This is a genomic window from Aquimarina callyspongiae (assembly GCF_034322225.1).
In the GTDB taxonomy this organism is placed as follows: Bacteria; Bacteroidota; Bacteroidia; order Flavobacteriales; family Flavobacteriaceae; genus Aquimarina.
Map to the genome: position 1 here is coordinate 480,717 of NZ_JAXLPA010000004.1, position 24,370 is coordinate 505,086.

Sequence of the window (24,370 nt, forward strand, 5' to 3'; positions counted from 1 at the left end):
ACTAATCAAAACCCCGTAAAACTTTACAAATCAATTTCTAGGAGAAAAAACTGACCCGAACACTCCAAAACAAAGTAGGGCATCATTAAATATTCACACAAATGAAAAAAATACTCTTTTTAAGCCTATTATTTACTGTTTTCATTGGTTGTTCTGAAGATGATTATTTATCAGAAGATAATAACATCCAACAAACAGATGCTGTATTTGACACACTAAAATCCTGGGGATTTTCAGACGATGAAATCGAGGATAAAGGAACATATTACTTAGTCGTTGGGGATATAGTCTTTTACAAGAACAAAAAATATCATAGCCCTAATACTTCTAATACCAGACAACGAGAACATCCCAACTCTGTTACTATAAATAACGTTAATGTATTTTTAAATACAGGAATGAATAATGATTGGAGAAATGCTTCTATAAACGCTATTAATAGATGGAATAATGCTAGTTCTGGTTTATTTTTAAATATTACTCCTACTCTGGCAAATGCACACATTGAGATCATGTATGACACCCATGATCCGGCAACGACCTTAGCTCCTAATGTTTTCGGGAGAGGAGAATTTCCTACCGCAGATGGCTTGCCCGGTACCAGAATCTGGATAAATCCAGATTTTAACGCTTGTGGTTTTGCTATCACGCAAAACATGAGAATTTCAAATGTACAGCATGAGTTAGGTCATAATTTGGGAATTATGCATACCAATCAATCTGGTGGCAATTTAATCCCAGGAACACCCAGCACAGATGCTCAATCTGTAATGAATGGTGGTCAAGCTTGTTCTATAGATAATTTTAGTGCCGGAGATTTTTCTGCGATAGATTTTTTATTCCCTCCTTTAAATATAACTGGCATAGCTTTAATTTGTAGTGGATCAACTAATTATAATATTCAAAATGATGGTATTCCTATAAATTGGACTACATCCTCTAATCTTCAGATTTTATCTTCTTCAAACAACGGTATATCTGTAAGCCCAGTTAATAGTTCATTTAATGGCTCTGGATTCATACAAGCCGCGACACCAACCCATACAATCCGAAGAGATATTTGGATAGGAGACGCTATAGTTGATTATGTTGAGTTTGGTAACGGCGTGGGAGGAACAGATTATTTTTGTTCAAGTCATAATGGTAATACGTATAGTATTTTGCCTCAACAATCGGGTACAACACATCAAATACGTTTACGTAGATTCCCTAGTTTATCGATCATTTATAGTCCCTCTACCAATTATGTTGGTAACACTGGAACAGTAAACTTTACTCCATCTCCAGGTTGGTATGTTTTTGAAGTAAGAAGAACAAATTCTTGTGGTACTTCAGAATGGTTTAGTACAGAAGTTGAATATGTAGATTGTTCTAACGGCGGCGGCGGTGAAGAATTTTAATTTAAAAATTGAATCTATTATATAGACAAAAAAATTCCCTGGAAGTATGGCAGCTCCCAGGGAATAACCTAATTAATCTAACCTAACCAACTTTATTATTCGACAACTATTGTTTTACAGTATCTAATTCCTTGTGGGCAGTTTGGTGTTTCTACCAAAAGACATATTTCATAAGTACCCGGATTAAATTGATAGTAGAAAGGATCATTACTAGTTCCTGGAGTATTTCCTACAACATCTCCATTAACTGACCATTCTAATGTAACATCATCCATACCTTCAAAAGCTCTTGGGTAAAAATAATACGCAGGGTTGTCTCCATCTTGCTCGGCTTCAAAAAATAGATCTGGACAAGAGGCATTAGGATCTTCTATTTCTATAACCTTACAGTAAGATGCTCCTTCAGGACAAAGAGGTGTTTCTGTCATCAAACATACTTCATATCTACCTGGTTCAAATTGATAGTAAAATCTATTATTATCTCCATTGTTAGAATCTTCTACAAACTCTCCGTTAATATACCAACCTAACCATTCTATTTGGTCAGCTCCTTCAAATTCTACCTGGAAATAGTACGCTGGATTATCTCCATCTTGTTCTGCAAGGAAAAATAGTTCAGGACATCTTCCTACTCTAATCTCTTTACAATAGATTACTCCTTCTTCACAATCTGGTGTAATTACTTTAAGACATACTTCGTGAACTCCAGGCTCAAACTGATACCTTAATACTCTTGCACTTTCATTAGGATCTGTAGAGTTTTCAACAACGTTTCCGTTTACATACCATAGTATCTCCATTTCATTAGCATTATCAGCTCCTTCAATTCTTGCTTCAAACACATATGTATCATCAGTATCAGGTACCATCTCTTTATCAAAAGAAATTTCTGGACATCTTTCATCAACTTCTTCAATTTCAATTACTTTACAATACGATGCTCCTTCTGGACATTCATCAGTTTCAGCTTTGATACATACTTCATATCTCCCTGGTTCATTAAAATCCCAGATCAAATAATTTCTTTCATTTGGGGATGAATCTTCTACCAATTCTCCATTGATAAACCATCCATACGATATCTCTTCAATCCCTCTAAAATCTGCTATAAACTTGTAGGTTGATGGTCTTTCATATTGTCTCGCTTCAAAAAATAGATCAGGACAAGGATCTGTTTCATCAGTTTCTACTACAATATCTGTACATACCTGGATTGGGCAGTTTTCATCAGTTACTCTAACGCAAATTGTATGAGAACCTGGTTCAAATCTGTAATCCAAAATTTGATCAGCAATATCATTTAAATTTCCTGTTTCGATATCTTCTCCATCAATTGACCAGGTTAATCTGATATCTTCGATACCTTCTATTTGCGCTACAAAACGATATACTGCACTACCAGCTTCATTTTCTATATTGATGTCTATCTCTGGACAACGGTCAAATTCCTCATTTAGTTCGCAAGAAGTAAATCCAATTAACAGTGTAAAAATCGTTACACACCAAATACTAAGTTTTTTCATCGTATATATATTTTAGGGGTTATTCAAATGTTTTTTAAAAGAGACTATTTCAATGCCTCACATAAATAAAACGCGTCCTAAAAAAAATACCCTACCCCCCTATCTTTCATTTTTTATTTTTTGATAGGAGAAAAAAAACATCTAGATTTGAACACGTATATGTATATTCCATACCCCTAAATGTCTGAAAACAATAAATCTACATGTGATGAACAAGCTTTTGATAATTTTTTCAAAAGCCACTCAAAACTTTTGAGAAATTTTATTTATTACAAATTTGGAGATCTGGAACAAGCCGAGGATATTGTTCAGGATACCTTTATTAAATTATGGAATAACTGTTCTAAAGTTTCTCTGGATAAAGCCAAAAGTTATATTTATACGGTTGCTAATAATTTGGGCATTAGTATTACAAGGCATCAGAAAGTTAAATTTAAATATCGCGACTATATAACACAACGTAGAAGTGATATCACCAATGAGTCACCAGAATTTATTGCACTTGAAAAAGAATATATGGAACAATTGAAAAGTGCAATTGCAGATTTACCAGAAAGACAAAGAGAAGTTTTTCTTTTAAGTAGAATAGATAAAAAAACCTATAGGGAAATAGCAGAATTATCAGGAGTTTCTGTAAAAGCGATAGAAAAATTAATGCATAAAGCATTACTATCTCTAAGAAAAAAAATAGGAAATATTTAGTGGTTGATTTTTTACAAATCGTCAACTTTAACAAAAAAATATAAAAAAGAAGGTAGGGTAAATAATAAATAAAACGTTTTCAATATATATACCAAAGTTATGTTAGACGATAAAAAAGACGACATATTCTTATCCAGATGGATTAGTGGCGAGCTTTCAACCGAAGAGTTGAAAGAGTTTCAAGCACATCCTGAATATGGGTATTATATGAAGATTATGGCCGGTGCTGATGCTTTGGATCTCAAAGATTATGATGTCGATAAAGAGTTAGTTTCTTTAAAATCAAAACGAGAGGTTAAGTCAATAAACCAGTCTACTCGTATAATTAAGTTATGGCCGTATTTAGCTGTAGCAGCATCTGTTATTATCATTTTAGGTGTATTTTTATTTAACCCAAACGAATCGTTCAATACTAATTATGGAGAACAATTAGCCGTAACACTTCCGGATGGTTCTGAAATGATATTGAATGCAAAATCCACAGCGAGTTTTGATGAAGATGATTGGAATAATAATAGGACAATCACTTTAGAAGGAGAAGCATATTTTAAAGTAAAAAAAGGAAGTAAATTTACCGTTACCACAAAAAATGGAGATGTATCTGTTCTAGGAACTCAATTTAATGTACAATCGGATACTTCTATATTTGAAGCTATTTGTTATGAAGGTAAAGTAAGTGTTACAAATGGCCAAAATTATAAAATTCTTACTGCAGGAAATGCATATAGAAATATTATAAACACAGCCCCTGAACATTGGACGTTTGTAGCACAAAAACCTTCTTGGATCGATAACACAAGCTCGTTTAGAAGTGTGCCTGTAAAATATGTTTTCAAAGAACTTGAAGAACAGTATAATTTACAGATTGATACTACTAAAATTGATACCGAAATTATTTACACAGGAACCTTTCCAAATGACAATATAAAAGTTGCTCTTAAAACAGTTTTTAGTACCTTAGGCATTGAGTATAGCCTATCTAAAGATGGTAAAACCGTCGTACTAGAAAAGTAAACGAATGATTAGACTTTTATATGCATGTATGTTTTTATGGAGCATGTCTGTTTTTTCTCAAGAAAAGACAAAAGTCGCTGTCATAGAAAACAAATCCCTATCTGAGGTCATTACATTGATTGAACAACGTTTTGACCTTAAGTTTTCCTATATCGATAATTTAATCAATAATAAAAAGGTCACAATCACAATAGATTCTACTACTACTGTAGAAAATCTAATTGATCATTTACAACGACAAACTTCTTTAAAGTTTGAAATCACAGGCTCTAATTTTGTAACAATAAGTTCATATAAAAAAAAAGATACAATCACTGTATGTGGTTATATTATGGATGATAAATCTACTCCATTAAAAGAGATAAGCATATTCTTTAAAGCAATACGTACCAATATAAAAACAGATAAAAATGGATACTTTGAGATAAAAGAAGTTCCTTATAATTCTGTCATATTAGTTAGTGCTCCTGGATATCGACAAAAAATACTAAACACTCGATCTTTTCTAACGCAAGAGTGCAAAAAGATTTATCTCACCAATACACTTGAAGAAACCTTAGACGAAGTTCTTATTAAAGAGTATCTGGCTAAAGGGATTACAAAAAATAAAAATATAATACATATTGATCTTAACGATGTAGAAATTCTTCCAGGCCTTACTGAACCAGATATATTACAGAGTGTACAATTAACACCAGGAGTTAACAGTCCTTTTGAAACTGCCTCAGGTTTGTTTGTAAGAGGAAGTACTCCACATCAAAATCTTGTATTATGGAATGGTATTAAAACGTATCACCAAGGACATTTTTTTGGTATGTTATCTGCCTATAATCCATATGTTGCAAAAGAAGTTAATTTTTCAAAAAGTGGAGTTAGCGCTAAGTATGGAGACCGAATAGCTGGTGTTATTGATATAAAATCCGAAAATGAAGTAGCACAACATTTCAATGGAGGTGCAGGGTTTAATATGATCAATGCAGATGCTGTTATCCATACTCCAATAATAAAAGACAAGATGTCTCTTCAAATATCAGGAAGAAGATCGTATACAGATCTCCTGGAAACATTTACCTATAAACAACTTTCAGATCGTGTATTTCAAAATACTAAAATTGCTGACACCATCGGTCTCAATAATGAAGACAACGACTTCTTCTTTGTAGACTATAACGCAAACTTGATTATAGAACCTTCTGATTATGATAAAATAGAGATAAATACTATTTACAGTAAAAATGATCTTGATTTTAGAAGAAGTGATGACACTTCAGCATTTCGGGACGATCTTGTTACCGAAAATGAAGGATACAATTTTAAATGGAAACGCTCCTACTCTAAAAGGTTAGAACAAAAAGCTAGTGGATACTATACCAAGTATTTATTAAATTATCAGTTTATTACCCAGGATTCTGGAGTTATCACAGAGATTGAAAGTAAAAAAAATAGCGTTCGGGATTTTGGAGCTACGATGGATATGACTTATAACATAACAGATTATCAGCAACTATCCGGTGGATATCAATTTTCTAATAATAATATACAATATGCATTTGTTACCACCACACCAAGTTATGAATTGATTTTGGATGAAGACGATCGCTTCCTGAACACTCATGCTTTTTATGCAGAATACAAATATGAAAATCCTAAAAATTTCTTTATCTCAGGCGGGCTACGTTTTAATCACTATAGTGAATTAAATAAGTCTTCTTTTGAACCCAGAGTTATGGTTCAAAAGAATATTAATAAAAACTGGCAAATAAATGCTACCGGAGAATATAGAACACAAGCGGTGAGCCAAATTAGAGAATCTGTAGTGAGTGATTTATCTTTAGAAAATCAGGTTTGGACATTAGCAAACAATTATCAATTTCCTATTATTTCTAGTTATCAGTTTACTCTTGGTAGCAGTTTTAGAAAAAACAAATGGTATTTGGATGTTGATAGTTATTACAAACAAATTGATGATATCACTACGCTAACAGCTGGATTTATTAATCCAATTGACAATACTTATCATACTGGAGAAAGTAGAGTTTTTGGTGTAGATTTTTTTCTAAAAAAACGGTTTAAAAACTATAAAACCTGGGTAAGTTATTCATATATCAATACCAGTAACAAATTTGAAGACATCAATAACAATGAATCTTTTCCTGGTAATTGGAACATAGAACATACTGTTAAATGGTCTCATTTTTATAAGATAGATAATTTTGAATTTTCTTTGGGATGGTTATGGCATACTGGTAAAGCTTTTACCAATGTTTCTGGAGTAGATGCAAGTGGTAATATCGTGTTGCTAGAATTTGGAGAAATAAACAGCAATAATTTACCCGTTTATCATAGATTAGATTTTTCTGCTATTTATGATTTTAGAATAGGTAATAATCCAGATATCAGATATAGAGTTGGGCTCTCTGTGTTGAATCTTTATGATAAAGAAAATATATTAAATAGAGAATTTAGAACTACAAACTCTTTAGATAATCGTTTTATCAATGCAGATATATTCTCTGTTGGTATTACTCCAAACTTAAGTTTCAGGGTGTTTTGGTAGGTAAACTTTAAAGCATTTTTTACTCCTTAAAACAAAAAAACCATCCCGAAAATCAGAATGGTTTTTTTTAAATATTATAAAGCTGTTATTTATTAAAACTGCTCTCTTCCTGAAAAATGGAAAGCACCTTCAATTGCAGCATTTTCATCACTATCACTACCGTGTACAGCATTTTCTGAGATAGAAGCAGCATACTTTTTACGAATAGTACCTTCTGCAGCTTCCTCAGGGTTTGTAGCACCAATTAATGTTCTAAAATCTTCAACAGCATTTTCTTTTTCAAGAATCGCAGCTACAATAGGACCGCTAGTCATATATTCTACTAATTCTCCATAAAAAGGACGCTCGCTATGCACTGCATAAAAAGCTTTTGCATCATCTGTAGTAAGTTGAGTCAATTTCATTGCTACAACTCTAAAGCCTGAAGCAGTTATTTGCTCAAGGATTGCTCCTATATATCCTTTTCTTACCGCATCCGGCTTAAGCATAGTAAAAGTTCTGTTCGTTGCCATATAAATGTATTTGTTATCATTTCCTCAATAGAGGAATCTTTTTTATTATTCTTCCGGGAAAATTAACCGGATTTAAATTTTTGTGCAAAAGTATATATAAAAGGTTCAAAAACAAGAAAATTATTAGAAAGTATTGTGTTTTTACCTTTCAATCATAAGAATATCAGTCTTTAGGGTATTTTCGTCTTAATTCTTGCAATACCACATTTTTCTCTCCTCTTATTTGCATTATAACTTCGTTAGTATCAAAATTAAACTTCAAGAGTCCAAAACTAGGGATCGATATCACTCTACCAATTCTATATCTATTTGATTCTCCATTATATGATGTGTAAGAATGAGTTAAACCACTAGAAGTAAAATCAACCAATGGATATTTAAGTCCTTTTACTTTAGCTATAGAAAATTCAGATATATGACGATCTCCACTCAGTATAATAGCATTCCTTACTGCTTTATTTATTAAAATGTTTTTTAAACGACTTACTTCATGAGGAAAGTTGCCCCAGGTTTCAAACCCATGTTCTGAAGATAAAAACTGAATACTACTTACTATAATAATAAAATCAGAATAATTGGTTTCCAGCTCTTTTTCTAACCATTTCCATTGTGCTTCTCCTAATATAGTTCCTTCTCCATTCTCATAAGGCTCAAATCTTTTTCCTTCTATTTCACTTTCTTGTAATGGAGATCTGAAATAACGAGTATCCAATACTATTATTTTAATACTACCTTTTTCAGTTTCAAATACTTTTGAATTATAAACTCCTTCTTGTTTTCTTCTAGGATCTTTTTTAGGTACTCCTAAAAAATCTAAAAATAATTGCTGGCTTTCTTTTTTTAACTTCCACTCTCCTCCAGCATCATTCTTTCCATAATCGTGGTCATCCCATGTTGCTAATATAGGGGTTGATTTTTTAAGTTTTTGATAATCTGAATTGCTATTCTGTATATTATAATCGTTAGCTATCTTGGTCATATCCTCAGAATCACCATAGATATTATCTCCTCCCCAAATAAAAAGGTTTGGGCTTAGTTTTATAATCTCATTCCAGAATGGTTGTGGTTTATCTTGTTTGTTACAACTACCAAAAGCAATGGTATAATCTGACTGAATATTTTCATTTTCTTGAGAAAAAACTTGAAATAAACATCCTAATAGTAATAATAATGTGATACAATAAATTTTCATGTCAAATTCAAGATTAAGATCAATACAAAATTAACGCATCTAATATTATCAAAATATTATTTATTGTATATTCGCTCACTTATGAGTATTCAAGAAATAACAGAAATAAAAAAGCTTTTAGCTTCACCAAAAAGTATAGTCATCATACCTCATAAAAACCCGGATGGAGATGCTATTGGTTCTACATTAGCATTACATCATTATTTATCTGAGTTGGGACATGATTCTGTGGTAATTGCACCTAATGAATATCCTGATTTTTTAAAATGGGTTCCAGGAGAGGAATCGGTAATTAAGTATAATAGTAATACAGTAGTAGCTCAAGAAAAAATTGAAAACGCTGCAATAATTTTTACTTTAGATTTTAATGATCTCTCGAGAACTGGAGATATGGAGAGTGCTCTTCAAAAAGTTGAGACCACTTTTATAATGATAGATCATCATCAACAACCCAGTGATTATGCAACATACATGTACAGTGATGTAAGTATGAGTTCTACCTGTCAAATGGTGTATCATTTTATGGAAAAGTTAAGCGAACTTGATAAAATAACACCAGAAATTGCCACTTGTTTATACGTAGGTATAATGACAGACACTGGATCATTCAGGTTTAGATCTACCACTAGTACCACGCATCGTGTAGTGGCTGATTTAATTGATCGTGGTGCTGATAACACCAGGATTCATGAGAACATTTATGATACAAAAACTTTTTCCAGGCTTCAATTACAAGGTGTAGCATTAAAAAACCTAAAAATTCTACCTGAGTATAAAACCGCCTATATTACGTTATCTCAAAAAGAATTAGATGAACATCATTTCAAAAAAGGAGATACAGAAGGTTTTGTAAACTTTGGTCTATCTATAGAAGGTACTGTTTTTGCAGTTATTTTTATAGAGAACAAAAAAGAAGGGATTATTAAAATTTCTCTACGTTCTAAAGGAGAGTTTTCTGTTAATGAATTTTCTCGAAATTATTTTAACGGTGGCGGTCATCATAACGCTGCTGGAGGAAGAAGTAATCTCTCCTTGAATGATACAATTGAGAAATTTATTAGTATCTTACCGTCTTATAAAAATGCCCTGAATCGATGAGATTAATTCTTTTTACTCTTTTCCTGTTTCCCTTACTTTTTTCCTGCAAAACACCTGATGCAAGGAGACCTGTAAGCACATTATCAGGTTCATTTATTGATGAATCTATTGTTCGCAATAAAAAGCTTGCAGCAAGAGAAGAAGCTCAGATTCAAAAAATCATTGCAGAAGATACTATCAATAACTATATAGCCTCAAAAGGAGGATTCTGGTACTATTATAAAAAACAGGATACCTTACAGGTAGAAACCCCTCAATTTGGGGATGTTGTAAATTTTAATTACAACGTAAAAGATCTTAACGGAAACTTTATTTATACCAAAAAAGAACTAGATACCATTAACTACGTAATTGATAAAGAAGAACTTTTTTTAGGGCTTCGTGAAGGATTAAAGTTAATGAAACCTGGTGAAGTGGTAACTTTTTTGTTTCCTTCTTATCAAGCTTACGGATATTATGGAGATGATAATAAGATTGGAACAAATATTCCGTTAATATCTGAAGTAACTTTACATAAAATCACCAAACAAACAACAATAGAAAATTAACAAGTAACACAAAATGAAAAAATTAAACCTTTTATTTCTAGCCATTATTGCCATTACTCTTAATAGCTGTAAGGATAAATATCCAGATCTAGAAGACGGGATCTATGCAGAAATCATTACAACAAAAGGTACTGCTGTAGCTAAATTATATTATGAACAAGCTCCAATGACAGTAGCTAACTTTATTTCGCTGGCAGAAGGAACCAGTACAGCAGTTGATAGCACATATAAAGGAAAGAAATTTTATAACGGAATAAAATTCCATAGAATAATTAAGGATTTTATGATCCAAGGAGGTGACCCTACAGGAACAGGTGGTGGAAGCCCTGGATATAAATTCCCAGATGAATTCTCTAATGATTTAAAGCATACAAAAAAAGGAATTCTATCTATGGCAAATTCTGGTTATGCAACTAATGGAAGTCAGTTCTTTATTACACTAGTACCTACTCCACACTTAGATGGATATGATCCTCAAGGAAATTTGAAGCCTTGTGATGTAAGAGGAGTAAGCTGTCATGCTGTTTTTGGTGAAATCGTTCTAGGTCAAGATGTTGTAGATAGCATCGGAGGAGTTGAAACAACAAAGCCAGGAGATAAGCCTGTAAATGATGTGGTTATGCAAGAGGTAAATATCATCAGAAAAGGATCAAATGCGAAGTCTTTTGATGCTAGCAAAATATTTACTGATAAACTACAAGCTCTTGAAGAAGAAAAAGCAGAAAAAGAACGTGTTGAAAAAGAAAGAAGTGAAAAAATAGCTGCAAAATATGCTGAGCTAAAGAAAAAAGCTACCAAGTTAGAAAGTGGATTGGAGATTTTATTCTTAAACAAAGGTGATGGTGAGAGTCCAAAAATTGGAGATAACATTACTGTCAACTATGAAGGTTATTTTGCAGACGGAAAAATGTTTGACACTAGTTTTGAAGATAAAGCAAAAGAATTTGGAGTATACAATCCTCGTAGAGGAGCTTATGGACCAATGCCTATGCCTTATTCTCCAGATGCGCAAATGATACCTGGTTTTAAAGAAGGTGCTTTACAAATGAAAAATGTTGGAGATAAAGCAGTATTATTCATTCCTTCTCACTTAGCTTATGGAGAAAGAGGTGGTGGACCAATTCCTCCAAATACTGATCTAATCTTTGAATTAGAAGTAATGGGTATTCAAGCTAAATAATAATATAATTTGAATCGTCTTTATCCTAAACGATTAACAGGCGAAATATTCAAAAAAAAATATCCCGAAGATTTTCGGGATATTTTTTTATAAGCTTAATTCAATTATTCTAGTTTAATAATTTTTGTTTTATTCAATTCAAAAACCTTATCAGAAACCTCCTTTTTTATTATTGACGTTACCTCTTGCACCGATTTAAATAATGGCAAAAACTCTGTTTCATTTCTTATACTTATAGATTCAGATTCCTTAACATAAAGATTCCAAAAACCACTAGTATAGTTTTTATATAGTTCTGCATTGAGTTTATATTTAGGATTAAAGTAATACCTCCCTTTAAATTTCTCAAAAAAAGCTTTTGTTCCCATAGGTTTGTACTCGATCGTTACAGATTCACATAATTCATTCAAAACCTTTTTTTTATTATTTGAGTTTCTTTTAAATGTGATAAGCTCTTCTTTTTCGGCTCCAAACTTAGTTTTGATAATAGTATCTGATTTTTCAAACTCTTGATAAGAATATCCTTTTTTAAGATCAACAATAACCTTCATCCATCCTCTTTGACCTTTTGCATGATAAATCATCGCATATCGATCTTCTTGAACATATGCCGTAAAAGAGGTGCCCATTTCTCTTTCTAACACAGATACTGGAATCTGTTTATGAAGTGTTTGATATTCTATTTTATAATGTAGTTCTCCTTCAAAATATTCCTGACCAAAAACACTAACATTAATTAATATTAAAAGCAGTATTAGACATCTCAATTTATTATTCATATCCAAAGTTTGTAACATTTCTATTAACATGTGTCTTAATACCATGAAATGTTACCTGTTGTATTTTGAATAACCTTACATAAGATCGCCAGATTAGTTATTATTTCCTGTATCTAAAATTGCAGATTGACCATTTAATAATTTCCATCCGTCATCTCTCTTTATCAATGTTCCGGATTCTATAATAGATACTTTTGATTTAATCCCAGATGTATCAATCATCTGCCCATTTACAATACCTGTATAATTAGCTATTACATTTGATAAAGGAAATATCTGTAATGTATCCCATTTAAAAGTAACCTGTTTAAGAGTCTTTGCATTTTGTTTTAATATTGTTTCTACAGAATCATAATTTAATGCCGAAGTATACCCTGGTGGAACCCAAAAAAAATCAGATGAGTCATCGAGATAAGCAAACTCTGCCATCAATCCATCTTTATTCATCGCTATATGATAATCCAATAGCACTTGTCTGGTCTCTTCACTAATTTTTGCTTTATCGAAAGTAGTTATCTCAAGGTTTTTTTGACAGGAGGTTAACGCATAGAGTAAGTAAAAAAGAAATAATCGTTTCATTATTATTTATGACTTATTTATTGATTCAAAATATTTAAAACACTGTAAATCATAAAAATAACAGTAAGAAAGATCAAATCCAAAGGTTTAGTTCTCTCTAGTCACATAACTATTAGTCGTTTATGAAAAATAAATAAAATAACTACCTGCAACCTTATTTGTAACCTTTTCTTTTTTCATTTTGTCCAATCTATGTGAATTCGCAAAAAAGAAATTTAGTCACATTAATTTTAGAAAAAATGAATCAAATAAAACATCATACTATAAAGTCATTGTTTTTACTATTGACCTTGATCTTCTGGGTTCAATCTAACGCCCAAACCATAAAAAAAGTAAATGGAGAATTATTAAAAATATCAGAGCTGGAAGCCGAAGTGCAAAAAATAATGAATCAAGTTAAAATGAGTGGTCTTTCGATCGCAATTATTAATGATTCTAAACTTGCCTATCACAATACATTTGGAGTAGTAAATTCAGAAACTAAAATAAAAATCACAAAAGATCATATTTTTGAAGGAGCTTCTTTATCTAAGCCAATTTTTGCTTATTTCGTAATGAAGATGGTGGACAAAGGGCTTTTAGATTTAAACAAACCGTTACATGATTATTTCCCACATCCTGCGATTTCACAATCTTCCATAGAAGATTATAAACTGATTACCGCAAAAATGATCTTGTCTCACAGCAGTGGTTTTCCTAACTTTAGTGAAGGACAAAAAATAAATTTACCTTTTAAGCCTGGTAATGGCTTTTTATATTCTGGAGAAGGCTATCAATATCTTGCAGCAGTAATTGGTAAATTGAATGGCGTGGGCTGGAAAGATAAATTCAATGAAATTTTTAAGAACCAAGTTACCAAACCTTTAAGTATGAAACATACTTCATTTCTCTGGAATGACCATTTAGAAAAACACAAAGTATATGGTCATGAAAATGGTACTCCTACAAGTAATGGAACTGGAGGTTGGAGTGGAAAAACTTTTAATGCCTTCTCCAGTATACATAGCGAAGCATTAGAGTATTCAAAATTTATTATCACCATGCTAAAACAAGAAGGTTTGAGCCAAGAGAGTTTTACAGAAATGCTGAAAGAACAAAATACTTTTTCGCCATCTAATCAACTTTTTAAAGAAACAGGACAAACTGGTTGGGGACTTGGGTTTGCGCAAAAACCAACTGCCTACGGAACTATGCATCTACATACCGGAAATAATCACGATTTTCAAGCATATACCATGTTTATTCCGGATCAGAAATATGGTATAGTACTTTTTACAAACTCTGATAAAATGCTGCCTTTTATCCAAAAACTAAACACAATACTAGGAGAACAATTCTAATTCAGACAATTATGGAAACAACAGAAAATATTATCATGATGATTGGCCTAATTACTGGCTTAGTACTTATTGTATTTATCATCGCTAAATATAATTACTTAATTAAAAAAGCGACTATCGAGCGTGGTTTAACCAATGAAACCACAAAAACCAAAGCTCATTATCTCGATTTAGGATGTATTGTATTAGGGTTAGGGTTAGGACTACTAGTATCCTCGGTTTTTACTTTGATGGATTTAACAGAAGATACTATGGATCTACTTATTTGGGGTACCATATTAATCTTTGGAAGTATTGGTTTGATAATAGCTCACTTCATAAGAAGAAAATTTGGGAACTAATTTTTCAGATAACGAAACCGATTTAATCTATAGGATTAGAGATGGAGATACTAATGCTTTTAGGCAATTGGTCAATACATATAAAGACGTATCTCTTTCTCTTTCTTTTTCAATTCTTAAAGATCAAGATTTGGCAGAAGATGTGTTGCAAGATGCCTTTATCAAAGTGTTTGAAAAAATAGATACTTTTAAATTTGGTGCTAAATTTTCGACCTGGCTCTATAGAATTGTAGTCAACACTAGCTATAATGCACTAAAAAAGAGTAAAAATCATTATCATCGTTTAGATACAGATAAAGAAATTAATGTATCTGTTAATGATACCGCTTTAAGACAATTAAAAGAAGATGATCAAAAAAAGTACATTCAAATAGCACTAGAAAATCTTAGATCAGACGAAGCATTAGTTCTTAGATTATTCTATTTGTGTGAATTAAATATTAATGAAATAAAGCAAAGTACAGGCTTTAGTAAATCAAAAATTAAAGTAGATCTGCATAGAGGAAGAAATAATTTCTACTTTGAGTTACAAAAAATTATGGGAACCGAAATACGTGATTTGTTATGAAAGAAAGAAGAACCGAAGATTTAATAAAAAAAGGGACTATCTCTACCTCTGATGATTTTACAGATAAATTGATGCTAAAACTCGAAGCACAACAAGAAATAACAAAAACCCAGGTTTGGTCCTTTAAAAAAGTATACGGGATCTTGATTATAGTACTATCATTGACTAGTTTTTTAATCTTCCGATTTTTGAATCATTTATTAGCAAGTATTAATATAAACATTTCTAAAGTTTCAATTTTTATAATGATAGCTATACCTTTTTTTATATGCCTCAATTACCTAGTAAGATTAAACACTAACGCACTACTATTAAAACCCAAAGCATAGGTTTTAATAGTAGTGTATTTTTATTTTTAATTGTAAATTATATAATTAACCTTATCAACTCCGGTGTTACCACTTTTAGAATCATAAGCATATACAATTAATTCATAATTACCAGGAGTTGTTATATTTACATTTCCTTCAAACAAATTAGTAGATGAAAGAGACATATCAATTTCTTTAAAAGATTCTCCATTTCTTTTTAAAATACCTTTTACTTCTATATCATCAGAATTCCATAAACCACCTTTATTTATAGTACATCCACACATCATAACCATATTAGCTTGTATATTAAAAGGTTCGTTTTTAACCTTATCAAGGGCAATATAATGGTGAGTTCTGGGTTTTAAAATATCAATAATAAAACCTGGGATTTCTAGTACGATGCCTTCGCCTAAAATATCTTTACCAGGAATTAACCACAACTCTGTACTAGAAATTGTTTGAGCTTGTTTATTATTAAAAGGTGATACTACTTCAATACTAATAAATGTTGGTTCGCTAATATCTATAGTAGCTAAAAACTTAGCCGTTTTCTCATCAACTATCGAATTCCCTCTTTCTCTAGGGACTTTCATAATCAAATTAGTATTTCCCGTACTTCCGCTAGTCTTCCCTTCTGCCAAAATTTGTTGATTTACTTTATTACGTATAATCACATAAGCTCCTCCCAGAGAACTACCTATAAACTTTGCATCTTTTGCTTTGGCTCTAACGATAATTTTGGTTTCGGTAGCATTGGCATATGTTCCTAAAAGTGCTATCAGAAGTATTGTTATTATTTTTTTCATCGTATTGGTTTTAATTTTTTAAGTATTCGTTTTTAAATCTATCATGAAATGAAGTAGTTTTTAAAGAGTTATCAATGCGATCTAAGTATGTCAAAATACCCATATCTTCTTCAAGCACCTTTAATATTGCTTCTTCACAACTATACCATAGTTTTTCAAGTTCGGGTAAATTATCTATCGCTTTAGGAGTTAACATGATCAATTGTTTTCTCTTATCGTTATCGTCTTTTTGAGAATTCACATATCCTTTTTTAATCATTTTTTGAATAATTACGACGATAGAAGGATGTGCATAACCCAGTCGTTCTGCTATTTGAGCAATAGATAAGTTTTTGTGATCCCGTAAGAGCATAAAAATAAGATACCAATTGGGTTCAACATCTATTTCTAACTCTTTATATAATTTTCTTATATCCTGTGCCATTCGATCACTGATTCGTTTTAACCTACTATCTAGTGCCTTATAACCAAGTGCTTTAATAAAATCATCCATATCTAAGTGAGATTGATTGTACAAACATAATATTATATAGTCAACTATGTAGTTAACTATATAATATTTTAATAATTAATTAACTATCAAACTTATCTGATTGTTATTTAACTCATTTACTAAGCTTGGTTCTAAATTTTTGTGCAGTTTCTACTCCTATCACATCCTTTATTAATTGTAGAAATTTTTCTGAATCTTTTACATCTTCTTTAAACCATTCTGTCATTAAGGTAAACATAGTGCTCTCTCCTATCATTTCTTCTAGTTCGAATAATTTACCTACTCCTTTTCTATACATTACTGCATGAGAAGGCACTTTGGCAGCCTCTTTTGTATATACCGGTGGAAGTGTTGGAGCTTCTTTTTTAACACGGGTTAAAAACTCATCTAATGCGTTATCGCCAAATTCTTTTTGAACATATTTCCAGGCAATGTATTCTGCTATAGATTCATCTAACCACCGATGAGCGGTTAAGGGGTTAGCTCCACTGCTCCAAAAATGTGCAAATTCATGAGCAATATAGTTTGCAAAATGTATAGTATTGTTTACTGAAATATCATTACTTAGTACAATAAAATTCTTTCTGGCATAACCACTTTCCTTTCTTGGGGTTATAACCAGTTTTGCAGGTGGTATTTTTTTAGCTTTTCCAAAAGAATTATTAAGCCACGTATAACTTCTTTCTCCATAATCAAACATCAATTTATTTCTTTCTTCATTTAATTTATGATCATATATGGTAATGTTTTTCCCATTACTTTTATAAAAATTGGGACTACCAATTAATACTAAATCAATTTGAGGAGTTACATTTTTGATTTTATAGGTATTATGCCCTACTTTTTTAGACAAACCACTTGATAAAACATTAAAATCAGTATCTGCAATAATTTTTATATCTAATTGGGCGTCAAATTGATTATCAAACGTTGCTACTATTGGTAACCATACAGAATTAAGGCTCAGTTCTATCCATTCATCAGAAATTTTATCAATTCCCCAAGGAGCATCATCCTTTTTTAAAACAGAACTATACTTTAAGTTGACTTGTATCTCTTCTTTAATGTTCTCTTTAAAATAAAGAATCAGAGAACTAATCTTATTATCTCCTTTTTTAACTTCATACTTTACCAACCCCTTAACTTTACAGCTTTCAATATCAGCATTCTCATGAATCATAAACGTCAATGTATTCAATGAATCATTGGGTTTAGGGACATAAGAAATATTTGCTTCAACGTTAAAGGTTTGCTGTTTTACATTAATAGAGGCTTTAACAGCATAATGTGATTTTTTATTAATTTGTCCTTGACAAAAACAACTTATAAACATTAAACAACAGACGGTCAATGTTCGTAGTATTACTTTTGTTTTGCATAAGATTGGGTTAGTCATATCAATTAATTTTATGAGAATATTATTTTGGAAATTTATCAAGTAGGACACCTTTGTCATTATAAAAATTAAGCCTGGCTATATTTGAGGAATCAATAAATAACTTTATCCTTTCATTACCTAAATTGTCCTTCATGGTTAACTGAGGTATTTCATTATAGCTTCCTAAAAACACTCTTTCTGTTCCTAGGTCACCATTTTTTTTCATACTTCTAATCTCATCAATAATTTCCTTTTTTCGACTCTTAGAAATATCTGCATACTTATATTCGTGTAATAAGTCCAGGTTTTTACCAAAACTACCATCCCCTTTTCTATCATAAAATGTGATCCCTGATTTTATTTTACCGTGAATGTTTTCCTGATGCTCTAAATTGATTACCTGGTTATCGTTAAATCTATCAAATGATAAATGTCCTGAACCATACTTTCTACCATCAGGCAATCGATTACTATTAAAAATAAGTCCCCCCATTTCGTCACCATTTTCATTAAAAAAGATCATTCCCGCAAAATGCTGTCTTTCGATCATATCTACAGGGTATTCTTTTCCATTCATTCTGGGAGCAGCGATTTGTTGTTTATTTGATATTGCCATAACAATAGTGCCATCATCATTAACAATATTGATACGTTTAGCCGTAATAATATCAAATTCTTCATTTTTCTCCTTTGTAGTAAAACTAATAAAGACCATAGATAGTAAAAGAATCCAGCAACTTATATTACTAATAACCAAAAACCGAGTTTGTTTTTCTGATAGTCTCATAGGATACACTTTTAAGCTTCAACATATAGACTTCTGTTTTTGATTTTTGTTACTCTTTTAAGTTTAAAAACTAAATCTTACGAAACTTCTAATTCTATAAAACTCATAAATGTTTTTCTGATGAGGCAGATATTATTACTTAACAAAATTAAATACCCCATCAATAAGACCTCCCCCACTTGATTGCTCACTCTTTTCTCTAGTTTGCAACCATATTTTTCCTTTTCCTTTAATGGCAAACAAAAATCCTTCGCCACTTGTAATCAATTCTTTTAAGCCTTTTGAAACTGTTTTAACATCCAATCGATTTTCAAAAGCAATAAGTGCATCTTCATCTACATAAATCGGTTTATCTGTATCAATTTCTTGACTAATTATCTTTCCGTAACCTTTTAAGAACAATGTTCCGTTTCCGTTAGTTTTTAATTTTAATCCATCGTTCAAGGTACTTTTCCAGTCTTTTTTCTCTAATTGAATGCTTAGGTTGATACTTCTAGCAAAATGTAAATGGGGTTCAAACAAGATTGGGTTTTCATCAGAAATATCGATATTAAAAATTTCAGCATTTTCTTTGGTAGAAAAAGCCATTTTTAAATCTTCTTTTGCTGTGTATATATTATATGTCAAACTTTTCCCTTCAAATACTTTGGCTATCCAATTTTTATAACTCTTAGCTTCTATCTTATTTTCAAAAGAGTATTCCCCATCACAATAGATAAGACTTCCTTTTTCTGTTATTAATTTCTCGCCTTTTTTTAATTCTACAGCCAAATAAGATCCGGGATATTCTGATATGTTAAAATTCATACTTGTTTGACGTTATTTTGTCAAATCTGTTACAATAACAAAAAACGATTCGAGTAAAATCTCAAACCGTTTTTTTACCACTTTAATCGTTTTTATTATTTTGTTCTCTGGTAATACGTCACAATACTAGCTTTCTCTATTGTATTGTTCCAAAGATAATAGCCCACTACTGCAGGGTTTGTATTTTCGTTAAGACCAAGTGTATTAGTTTTTAAAGCATAAACAGTGATTATATATTGATGCAAACCATGACCTTCTGGCGGACAAGGCCCTCCATACCCCATTGCACCATAATCTGTAATACTTTGAATTGCTCCTTCGGGAGTCAAATTAAGTTTAATATCTCCCGCATTTGAAACCAATTCATTAACATTTGCCGGAATATCAAATACAAGCCAATGCCACCATCCACTACCGGTAGGAGCGTCAGGATCATACATAGTTACAGCAAAACTTTTGGTTCCTTCTGGTACGTTTTTCCAGGAGAGTTGCGGGGATTCATTTTTTCCTACACATCCAAAACCATTAAACTCTTCATTAATCGTGGCTTGCCCACCTAAATCCTTACTAAATAAAGTAAATGTATTTTGAGCAAATAAGGTATTTGTTATAGCTATCAATAAAAGCAATAAAAGATTTGATTTTTTCATACTATTCTATTTTTGGTTATGATGGCAAATCTAATTTAGAAATGGCGTAATGTAGTATTGAAAAAGAGTCAAAAAGTATTGCTAAAAGCTCAATTTATTTGGTATTGTTTTGGAGTAACCCCAAATTTTGTTTTGAAAGCGTGGATAAAGTTTGAAAGATTCTCATATCCTATTTCTTCAAATATATCTGATGGTCTTTTTGATTCACTTTTTAATAAAAAAGCTGAATACTCCAAGCGTTTATCTTGAAACCATTTAATAGGTGATTCCTGAAAATGTTTTTCGAATTCTCGTTTAAATGTAGAAACACTCATATTAGACAAAAATGCTAATTCTTTCAAAGTAAGTTTATTAAGCTTATTATTCTCTACAATTTTAATCAGGTTCCTGGATTGATCGTTAATATTTTCAATTAAAGAATATAAAAAAATCACCCCTTGTTTTTCAATAAGATATAACATCAATTCTTCAAATTTGACTTGTAATATTTTATTTCTGACATTACTATCCAGTTTATTAATATCAATTAAACTACTAACAAAAGTGTGTATAAAATGATCATACTGAAAAGCCATAACAGATGCTCCCTCAACATTTTTTTTATGAGTTATGTTATACTTCCTGATAAATTCAAAAATTGTCTGATCAGAAAAAAATAGTAGAATACTTCTATAATGATTTTTAGCTATAGAAAGTTTTTCGGTCATTAAACAATGACCTGATTTCATTAGTAAGAAATCTGAATTGTGAATTGAAATAGATGAATTATCCGTAATAACTTCTTTAAATCCTTCTCTTAAAAAACTTATAGTATTCTGCGTTAAATTAATTCTCTGCTTTGAACATTCATCCGAAGTTTCATAATCAAACATTTGAATTAACGGAACATCTTCTAATTGTAAATCTTTTGGTAAAGTAACTATTTCCATTTCATCAATATTAATAAAAATTCCTTCTTAACCCTCAAATTTACCCTTTTACAACAGGCTTTTTACGGTTATAAATTAATTTGATCGCGTTTTGTGGTTTCAATTGAATTTATCGATACAAAGATCAAAACAACCAATATCATTCTGATCAAAACAGGGAATTAAGTAGGTACTTTTATACATCACTTTATACTAACTTATACATATAATATCATGAAAAAGGTACTATTATTCTGCTGGTTGTTCAGCATAAGTGCGCTAATTATTTCTTGTCAGAAAAAAAATGACACAAAAGCTGAAGTTGACAGTCATTCCGGAGCAACTAAAACGAGTAATTCTAATTTAAAAGCTACCAGTAATAGCGAATGGTGGCCAAACCAATTAAACTTAAGTCTTCTGCGTCAAAATTCTTCTCTATCAAATCCTATGGATCAAGATTTTGATTATATCAAAGAATTTAAAAGTCTTGATTATGAAGCTCTCAAGGAAGATATCAGAAAGGTATTAACTGATTCACAGGATTGGTGGCCGGCTGATTATGGGCATTATGGTGGTTTATTTATCAGAATGGCCTGGCATAGTGCAGGTACCTATCGCAGTGGTGATGGGCGTGGTGGCTCTCGTTCTGGTCAACAGCGTTTTGCTCCTTTAAATAGCTGGCCGGATAATGCCAATTTGGACAAAGCAAGACGTCTAATCTGGCCTGTTAAACAAAAATATGGTAATAAAATCTCTTGGGCAGATCTGATGGTACTTACAGGAAATGTTGCTCTAGAAGATATGGGATTTAAAACTTTCGGTTTTGCAGGAGGTAGAGAAGATGTATGGGAGCCTGAGATGGATGTCTATTGGGGTGCTGAAAAAAAATGGTTAGAAGATGACAAACGTTATTCTGGAGACCGAGAACTCGAAAACCCTCTAGCCGCTGTACAAATGGGGTTGATCTATGTAAATCCAGAAGGTCCTAATGGCAATCCGGATCCTTTGCTTGCTGCTGAAGATATTCGTCAAACATTTGGTAGAATGGGGATGAATGATGCAGAAACTGTTGCATTAATTGCAGGTGGTCACACGCTTGGAAAAACTCATGGTGCTGGTGATGCTTCTAATGTAGGATCCGAACCTGAAGCTGCTGGTATTGAAGAACAAGGATTAGGATGGAAAAGTAGTTACAAATCAGGTAAAGGTGCTGACGCTATTACTTCTGGCTTAGAAGTAATCTGGACTTCTACTCCAGCAAAATGGAGTCATCTTTTCTTTTTTAACCTGTTTGAAAATGAATGGGAATTAACCAAAAGCCCTGCAGGAGCACATCAATGGGTTGCCAAAGATCCTAAAATGCTGGTCCCAGATGCTTTTGATGAAGAAAAAATGCACAAACCCACTATGCTTACAACAGATTTATCTCTAAGATTTGACCCTGTTTATGGAAAAATATCCAGAGATTTTTATGAAAACCCAGAGAAGTTTAATGATGCCTTTGCTCGTGCCTGGTTTAAATTAACACATAGAGATATGGGACCAAAAACTACCTATTTAGGACCCGAAGCACCTAAAGAAGATCTAATATGGCAAGATCCTATTCCTGATGTTACTCACGAAGTGATCAATGAAAAAGATATAACAAATCTAAAGTCGTTAATTTCAGATTCTGGTTTATCTATAAGCGAGATGGTAACTACTGCCTGGGCTTCTGCCTCGACATATCGTAACTCTGATCGAAGAGGTGGTGCTAATGGTGCGAGAATACGTCTGGCACCTCAAAAAGATTGGGAAGTTAATAATCCTCAACAATTACAAAAAGTATTAGGTGTACTTGAAAAAATCCAAACAGATTTTAATGCAAAATCAGAAACCAAAAAGGTATCTATTGCTGATCTAATCGTTTTAGCAGGTAATACCGGAGTAGAAAAAGCTGCTGCCAATGCTGGATATACCGTAAAGGTCCCATTTCGTCCAGGTCGTATGGATGCCTCTCAAGAACAAACAGATATTCATTCGTTTGCGCTCCTTGAACCTATGGCTGATGGTTTTAGAAATTATCTAAAAACACGATATACTATTTCTACAGAAGAGCTACTTCTTGACAAAGCTCAGCTATTAACCTTAACAGCACCTGAAATGACAGTATTATTAGGAGGACTACGTTCTTTAAATGCAAATTATAACGGTTCTAAACATGGTATATTCACTAAAAACATGGATGCTTTGACCAATGACTTTTTTATTAACCTTTTGGATATGAATACTGTTTGGGAAGCTACTTCTGATACTAAAGAAGAATTTGAAGGAAGGGACAGAAAATCTGGAGAGCTTAAGTATACGGCAACCCGTGCAGATCTAGTTTTTGGATCTAATTCTGAGTTAAGAGCTTTGGCAGAAGTATATGCCAGCAACGATGCCAAAGAAAAATTTGTCAATCACTTTATTGCTGCCTGGGATAAAGTAATGAATCTGGATAGATTTGATTTAATATATCAATAGTATTTTTTATTATATCAATCTATGGAAGATATTTTTTAAAATCAAGATCAAAAGAGGTTATCTAATTAGTAATCTCTTTTGATCTTTTTTTTTCACTAACAATTTATCTTTTTATTTCAAGAATTCAACTGGAAAATATACTTGATAATCAACTATTTCACCTTAAATTTTTCCTGGTTCAAATTGAAAATTACAATTTTTAATAGATATAAAACACCTTCAAGTTTATCATTAATATGATGTAAAAACTACTTCCTATTAACCCAAGTATTTCTTACCTTTTAAATAATGTAAGTAATTTCTACGTAAAGAATATTCTCGTATCCTCAGACATTTGTAATGTAATCAGAAACAAATTTATCGATTGAAAAATCACTATTCGTTTTAAT

The 24,370-nt window shown here is 31.7% G+C and carries 24 protein-coding genes; 12 read left to right on the forward strand and 12 right to left on the reverse strand.

Annotation, left to right across the window (positions count from 1 at the left end; genetic code table 11):
* Nucleotides 1–101 precede the first annotated feature (101 nt).
* On the forward strand, nt 102–1,400 hold the full coding sequence (locus U0D62_RS18730; RefSeq protein WP_322288861.1) for a reprolysin-like metallopeptidase: 1,299 nt from the start codon (nt 102–104) through the stop codon (nt 1,398–1,400).
* Between the two features lie 95 nt (nt 1,401–1,495).
* Here the strand turns inward: U0D62_RS18730 and U0D62_RS18735 are convergent, their stop codons facing one another.
* Entirely contained in the window at nt 1,496–2,923 is a 1,428-nt protein-coding gene (locus U0D62_RS18735; protein WP_322288862.1) for a hypothetical protein, read from the reverse strand.
* Nucleotides 2,924–3,175: 252 nt separating this feature from the next.
* Between U0D62_RS18735 and U0D62_RS18740 the strand changes: the two genes are divergently transcribed.
* The 3 genes from U0D62_RS18740 to U0D62_RS18750 all read left to right on the forward strand — a co-directional run bounded on the left by U0D62_RS18740 (nt 3,176) and on the right by U0D62_RS18750 (nt 7,196).
* Entirely contained in the window at nt 3,176–3,625 is a 450-nt protein-coding gene (locus U0D62_RS18740) for an RNA polymerase sigma factor (protein WP_416135548.1), read from the forward strand.
* Between the two features lie 99 nt (nt 3,626–3,724).
* On the forward strand, nt 3,725–4,639 hold the full coding sequence (locus U0D62_RS18745; RefSeq protein ID WP_322288864.1) for a FecR family protein: 915 nt from the start codon (nt 3,725–3,727) through the stop codon (nt 4,637–4,639).
* 4 nt (nt 4,640–4,643) lie between these two features.
* The gene (locus U0D62_RS18750; protein ID WP_322288865.1) at nt 4,644–7,196 is read left to right on the forward strand and encodes a TonB-dependent receptor; all 2,553 of its coding nucleotides are present in this window, start codon (nt 4,644–4,646) and stop codon (nt 7,194–7,196) included.
* Between the two features lie 92 nt (nt 7,197–7,288).
* On the opposite strand, the gene U0D62_RS18755 is transcribed toward U0D62_RS18750, so the two are convergent.
* Both U0D62_RS18755 and U0D62_RS18760 read right to left on the reverse strand, forming a co-directional pair.
* Nucleotides 7,289–7,708: a nucleoside-diphosphate kinase gene (locus U0D62_RS18755; protein ID WP_322288866.1), complete on the reverse strand. Its 420-nt coding sequence runs from the start codon at nt 7,706–7,708 to the stop codon at nt 7,289–7,291.
* A gap of 163 nt (nt 7,709–7,871) precedes the next feature.
* Nucleotides 7,872–8,900 carry an alkaline phosphatase D family protein gene (locus U0D62_RS18760; protein WP_322288867.1) on the reverse strand — a complete coding sequence of 343 codons (1,029 nt, stop codon included), beginning with the start codon at nt 8,898–8,900 and terminating at the stop codon, nt 7,872–7,874.
* Nucleotides 8,901–8,981: 81 nt separating this feature from the next.
* On the opposite strand from U0D62_RS18760, the gene U0D62_RS18765 reads away from it, so the two are divergent.
* From U0D62_RS18765 to U0D62_RS18775, 3 genes are read left to right on the forward strand one after another with little or no spacing between them, the layout of a single operon-like run.
* On the forward strand, nt 8,982–9,998 hold the full coding sequence (locus U0D62_RS18765; protein ID WP_322288868.1) for a DHH family phosphoesterase: 1,017 nt from the start codon (nt 8,982–8,984) through the stop codon (nt 9,996–9,998).
* Nucleotides 9,995–10,546: a gliding motility-associated peptidyl-prolyl isomerase GldI gene (gene gldI, locus U0D62_RS18770; RefSeq protein WP_322288869.1), complete on the forward strand. Its 552-nt coding sequence runs from the start codon at nt 9,995–9,997 to the stop codon at nt 10,544–10,546. The genes U0D62_RS18765 and gldI overlap by 4 nt, the downstream gene beginning before the upstream one ends.
* A gap of 13 nt (nt 10,547–10,559) precedes the next feature.
* Nucleotides 10,560–11,726: a peptidylprolyl isomerase gene (locus U0D62_RS18775; protein ID WP_322288870.1), complete on the forward strand. Its 1,167-nt coding sequence runs from the start codon at nt 10,560–10,562 to the stop codon at nt 11,724–11,726.
* 104 nt (nt 11,727–11,830) lie between these two features.
* Here U0D62_RS18775 and U0D62_RS18780 read toward each other — a convergent pair whose 3' ends face one another.
* Together U0D62_RS18780 and U0D62_RS18785 are read right to left on the reverse strand one after the other, a co-directional pair.
* Nucleotides 11,831–12,505: a hypothetical protein gene (locus U0D62_RS18780; protein ID WP_322288871.1), complete on the reverse strand. Its 675-nt coding sequence runs from the start codon at nt 12,503–12,505 to the stop codon at nt 11,831–11,833.
* Between the two features lie 93 nt (nt 12,506–12,598).
* Complete coding sequence (locus tag U0D62_RS18785; protein ID WP_322288872.1) at nt 12,599–13,084, reverse strand: hypothetical protein; 486 nt, start codon at nt 13,082–13,084, stop codon at nt 12,599–12,601.
* A 239-nt stretch (nt 13,085–13,323) separates the two neighbouring features.
* Here U0D62_RS18785 and U0D62_RS18790 point away from each other — a divergent pair, with 239 nt between their 5' ends.
* The 4 genes from U0D62_RS18790 to U0D62_RS18805 are packed head-to-tail and all read left to right on the forward strand — an operon-like array spanning nt 13,324 to nt 15,662.
* Nucleotides 13,324–14,424 (forward strand): serine hydrolase domain-containing protein, encoded by a 1,101-nt coding sequence (locus U0D62_RS18790; RefSeq protein WP_322288873.1) that lies wholly within the window; start codon nt 13,324–13,326, stop codon nt 14,422–14,424.
* Between the two features lie 11 nt (nt 14,425–14,435).
* A complete protein-coding gene (locus U0D62_RS18795) occupies nt 14,436–14,765 on the forward strand; it encodes a hypothetical protein (protein WP_322288874.1) in 330 nt (109 codons plus the stop codon).
* Nucleotides 14,755–15,333, forward strand: a complete 579-nt coding sequence (locus tag U0D62_RS18800) for an RNA polymerase sigma factor (RefSeq protein ID WP_322288875.1) — start codon at nt 14,755–14,757, stop codon at nt 15,331–15,333. Before U0D62_RS18795 ends, U0D62_RS18800 begins: the two co-directional genes overlap by 11 nt.
* Nucleotides 15,330–15,662, forward strand: a complete 333-nt coding sequence (locus tag U0D62_RS18805; RefSeq protein WP_322288876.1) for a hypothetical protein — start codon at nt 15,330–15,332, stop codon at nt 15,660–15,662. Before U0D62_RS18800 ends, U0D62_RS18805 begins: the two co-directional genes overlap by 4 nt.
* Nucleotides 15,663–15,688: 26 nt before the next feature.
* Here the strand turns inward: U0D62_RS18805 and U0D62_RS18810 are convergent, their stop codons facing one another.
* From U0D62_RS18810 to U0D62_RS18840, 7 genes are all read right to left on the reverse strand, one after another.
* Nucleotides 15,689–16,453 carry a hypothetical protein gene (locus tag U0D62_RS18810; protein WP_322288877.1) on the reverse strand — a complete coding sequence of 255 codons (765 nt, stop codon included), beginning with the start codon at nt 16,451–16,453 and terminating at the stop codon, nt 15,689–15,691.
* A gap of 10 nt (nt 16,454–16,463) precedes the next feature.
* A complete protein-coding gene (locus tag U0D62_RS18815) occupies nt 16,464–16,946 on the reverse strand; it encodes a MarR family winged helix-turn-helix transcriptional regulator (RefSeq protein WP_322288878.1) in 483 nt (160 codons plus the stop codon).
* 112 nt (nt 16,947–17,058) lie between these two features.
* The gene (locus tag U0D62_RS18820) at nt 17,059–18,342 is read right to left on the reverse strand and encodes a gluzincin family metallopeptidase (protein WP_322288879.1); all 1,284 of its coding nucleotides are present in this window, start codon (nt 18,340–18,342) and stop codon (nt 17,059–17,061) included.
* Between the two features lie 22 nt (nt 18,343–18,364).
* Nucleotides 18,365–19,111, reverse strand: a complete 747-nt coding sequence (locus U0D62_RS18825) for a hypothetical protein (protein ID WP_322288880.1) — start codon at nt 19,109–19,111, stop codon at nt 18,365–18,367.
* A 135-nt stretch (nt 19,112–19,246) separates the two neighbouring features.
* Nucleotides 19,247–19,918, reverse strand: a complete 672-nt coding sequence (locus tag U0D62_RS18830; protein WP_322288881.1) for an AIM24 family protein — start codon at nt 19,916–19,918, stop codon at nt 19,247–19,249.
* A gap of 95 nt (nt 19,919–20,013) precedes the next feature.
* Nucleotides 20,014–20,568: a YbhB/YbcL family Raf kinase inhibitor-like protein gene (locus U0D62_RS18835; RefSeq protein WP_322288882.1), complete on the reverse strand. Its 555-nt coding sequence runs from the start codon at nt 20,566–20,568 to the stop codon at nt 20,014–20,016.
* A gap of 89 nt (nt 20,569–20,657) precedes the next feature.
* Entirely contained in the window at nt 20,658–21,497 is an 840-nt protein-coding gene (locus U0D62_RS18840) for a helix-turn-helix transcriptional regulator (RefSeq protein ID WP_322288883.1), read from the reverse strand.
* A gap of 213 nt (nt 21,498–21,710) precedes the next feature.
* Here U0D62_RS18840 and katG point away from each other — a divergent pair, with 213 nt between their 5' ends.
* The gene (gene katG / locus U0D62_RS18845; RefSeq protein WP_322288884.1) at nt 21,711–23,981 is read left to right on the forward strand and encodes a catalase/peroxidase HPI; all 2,271 of its coding nucleotides are present in this window, start codon (nt 21,711–21,713) and stop codon (nt 23,979–23,981) included.
* Nucleotides 23,982–24,370: the final 389 nt, after the last annotated feature.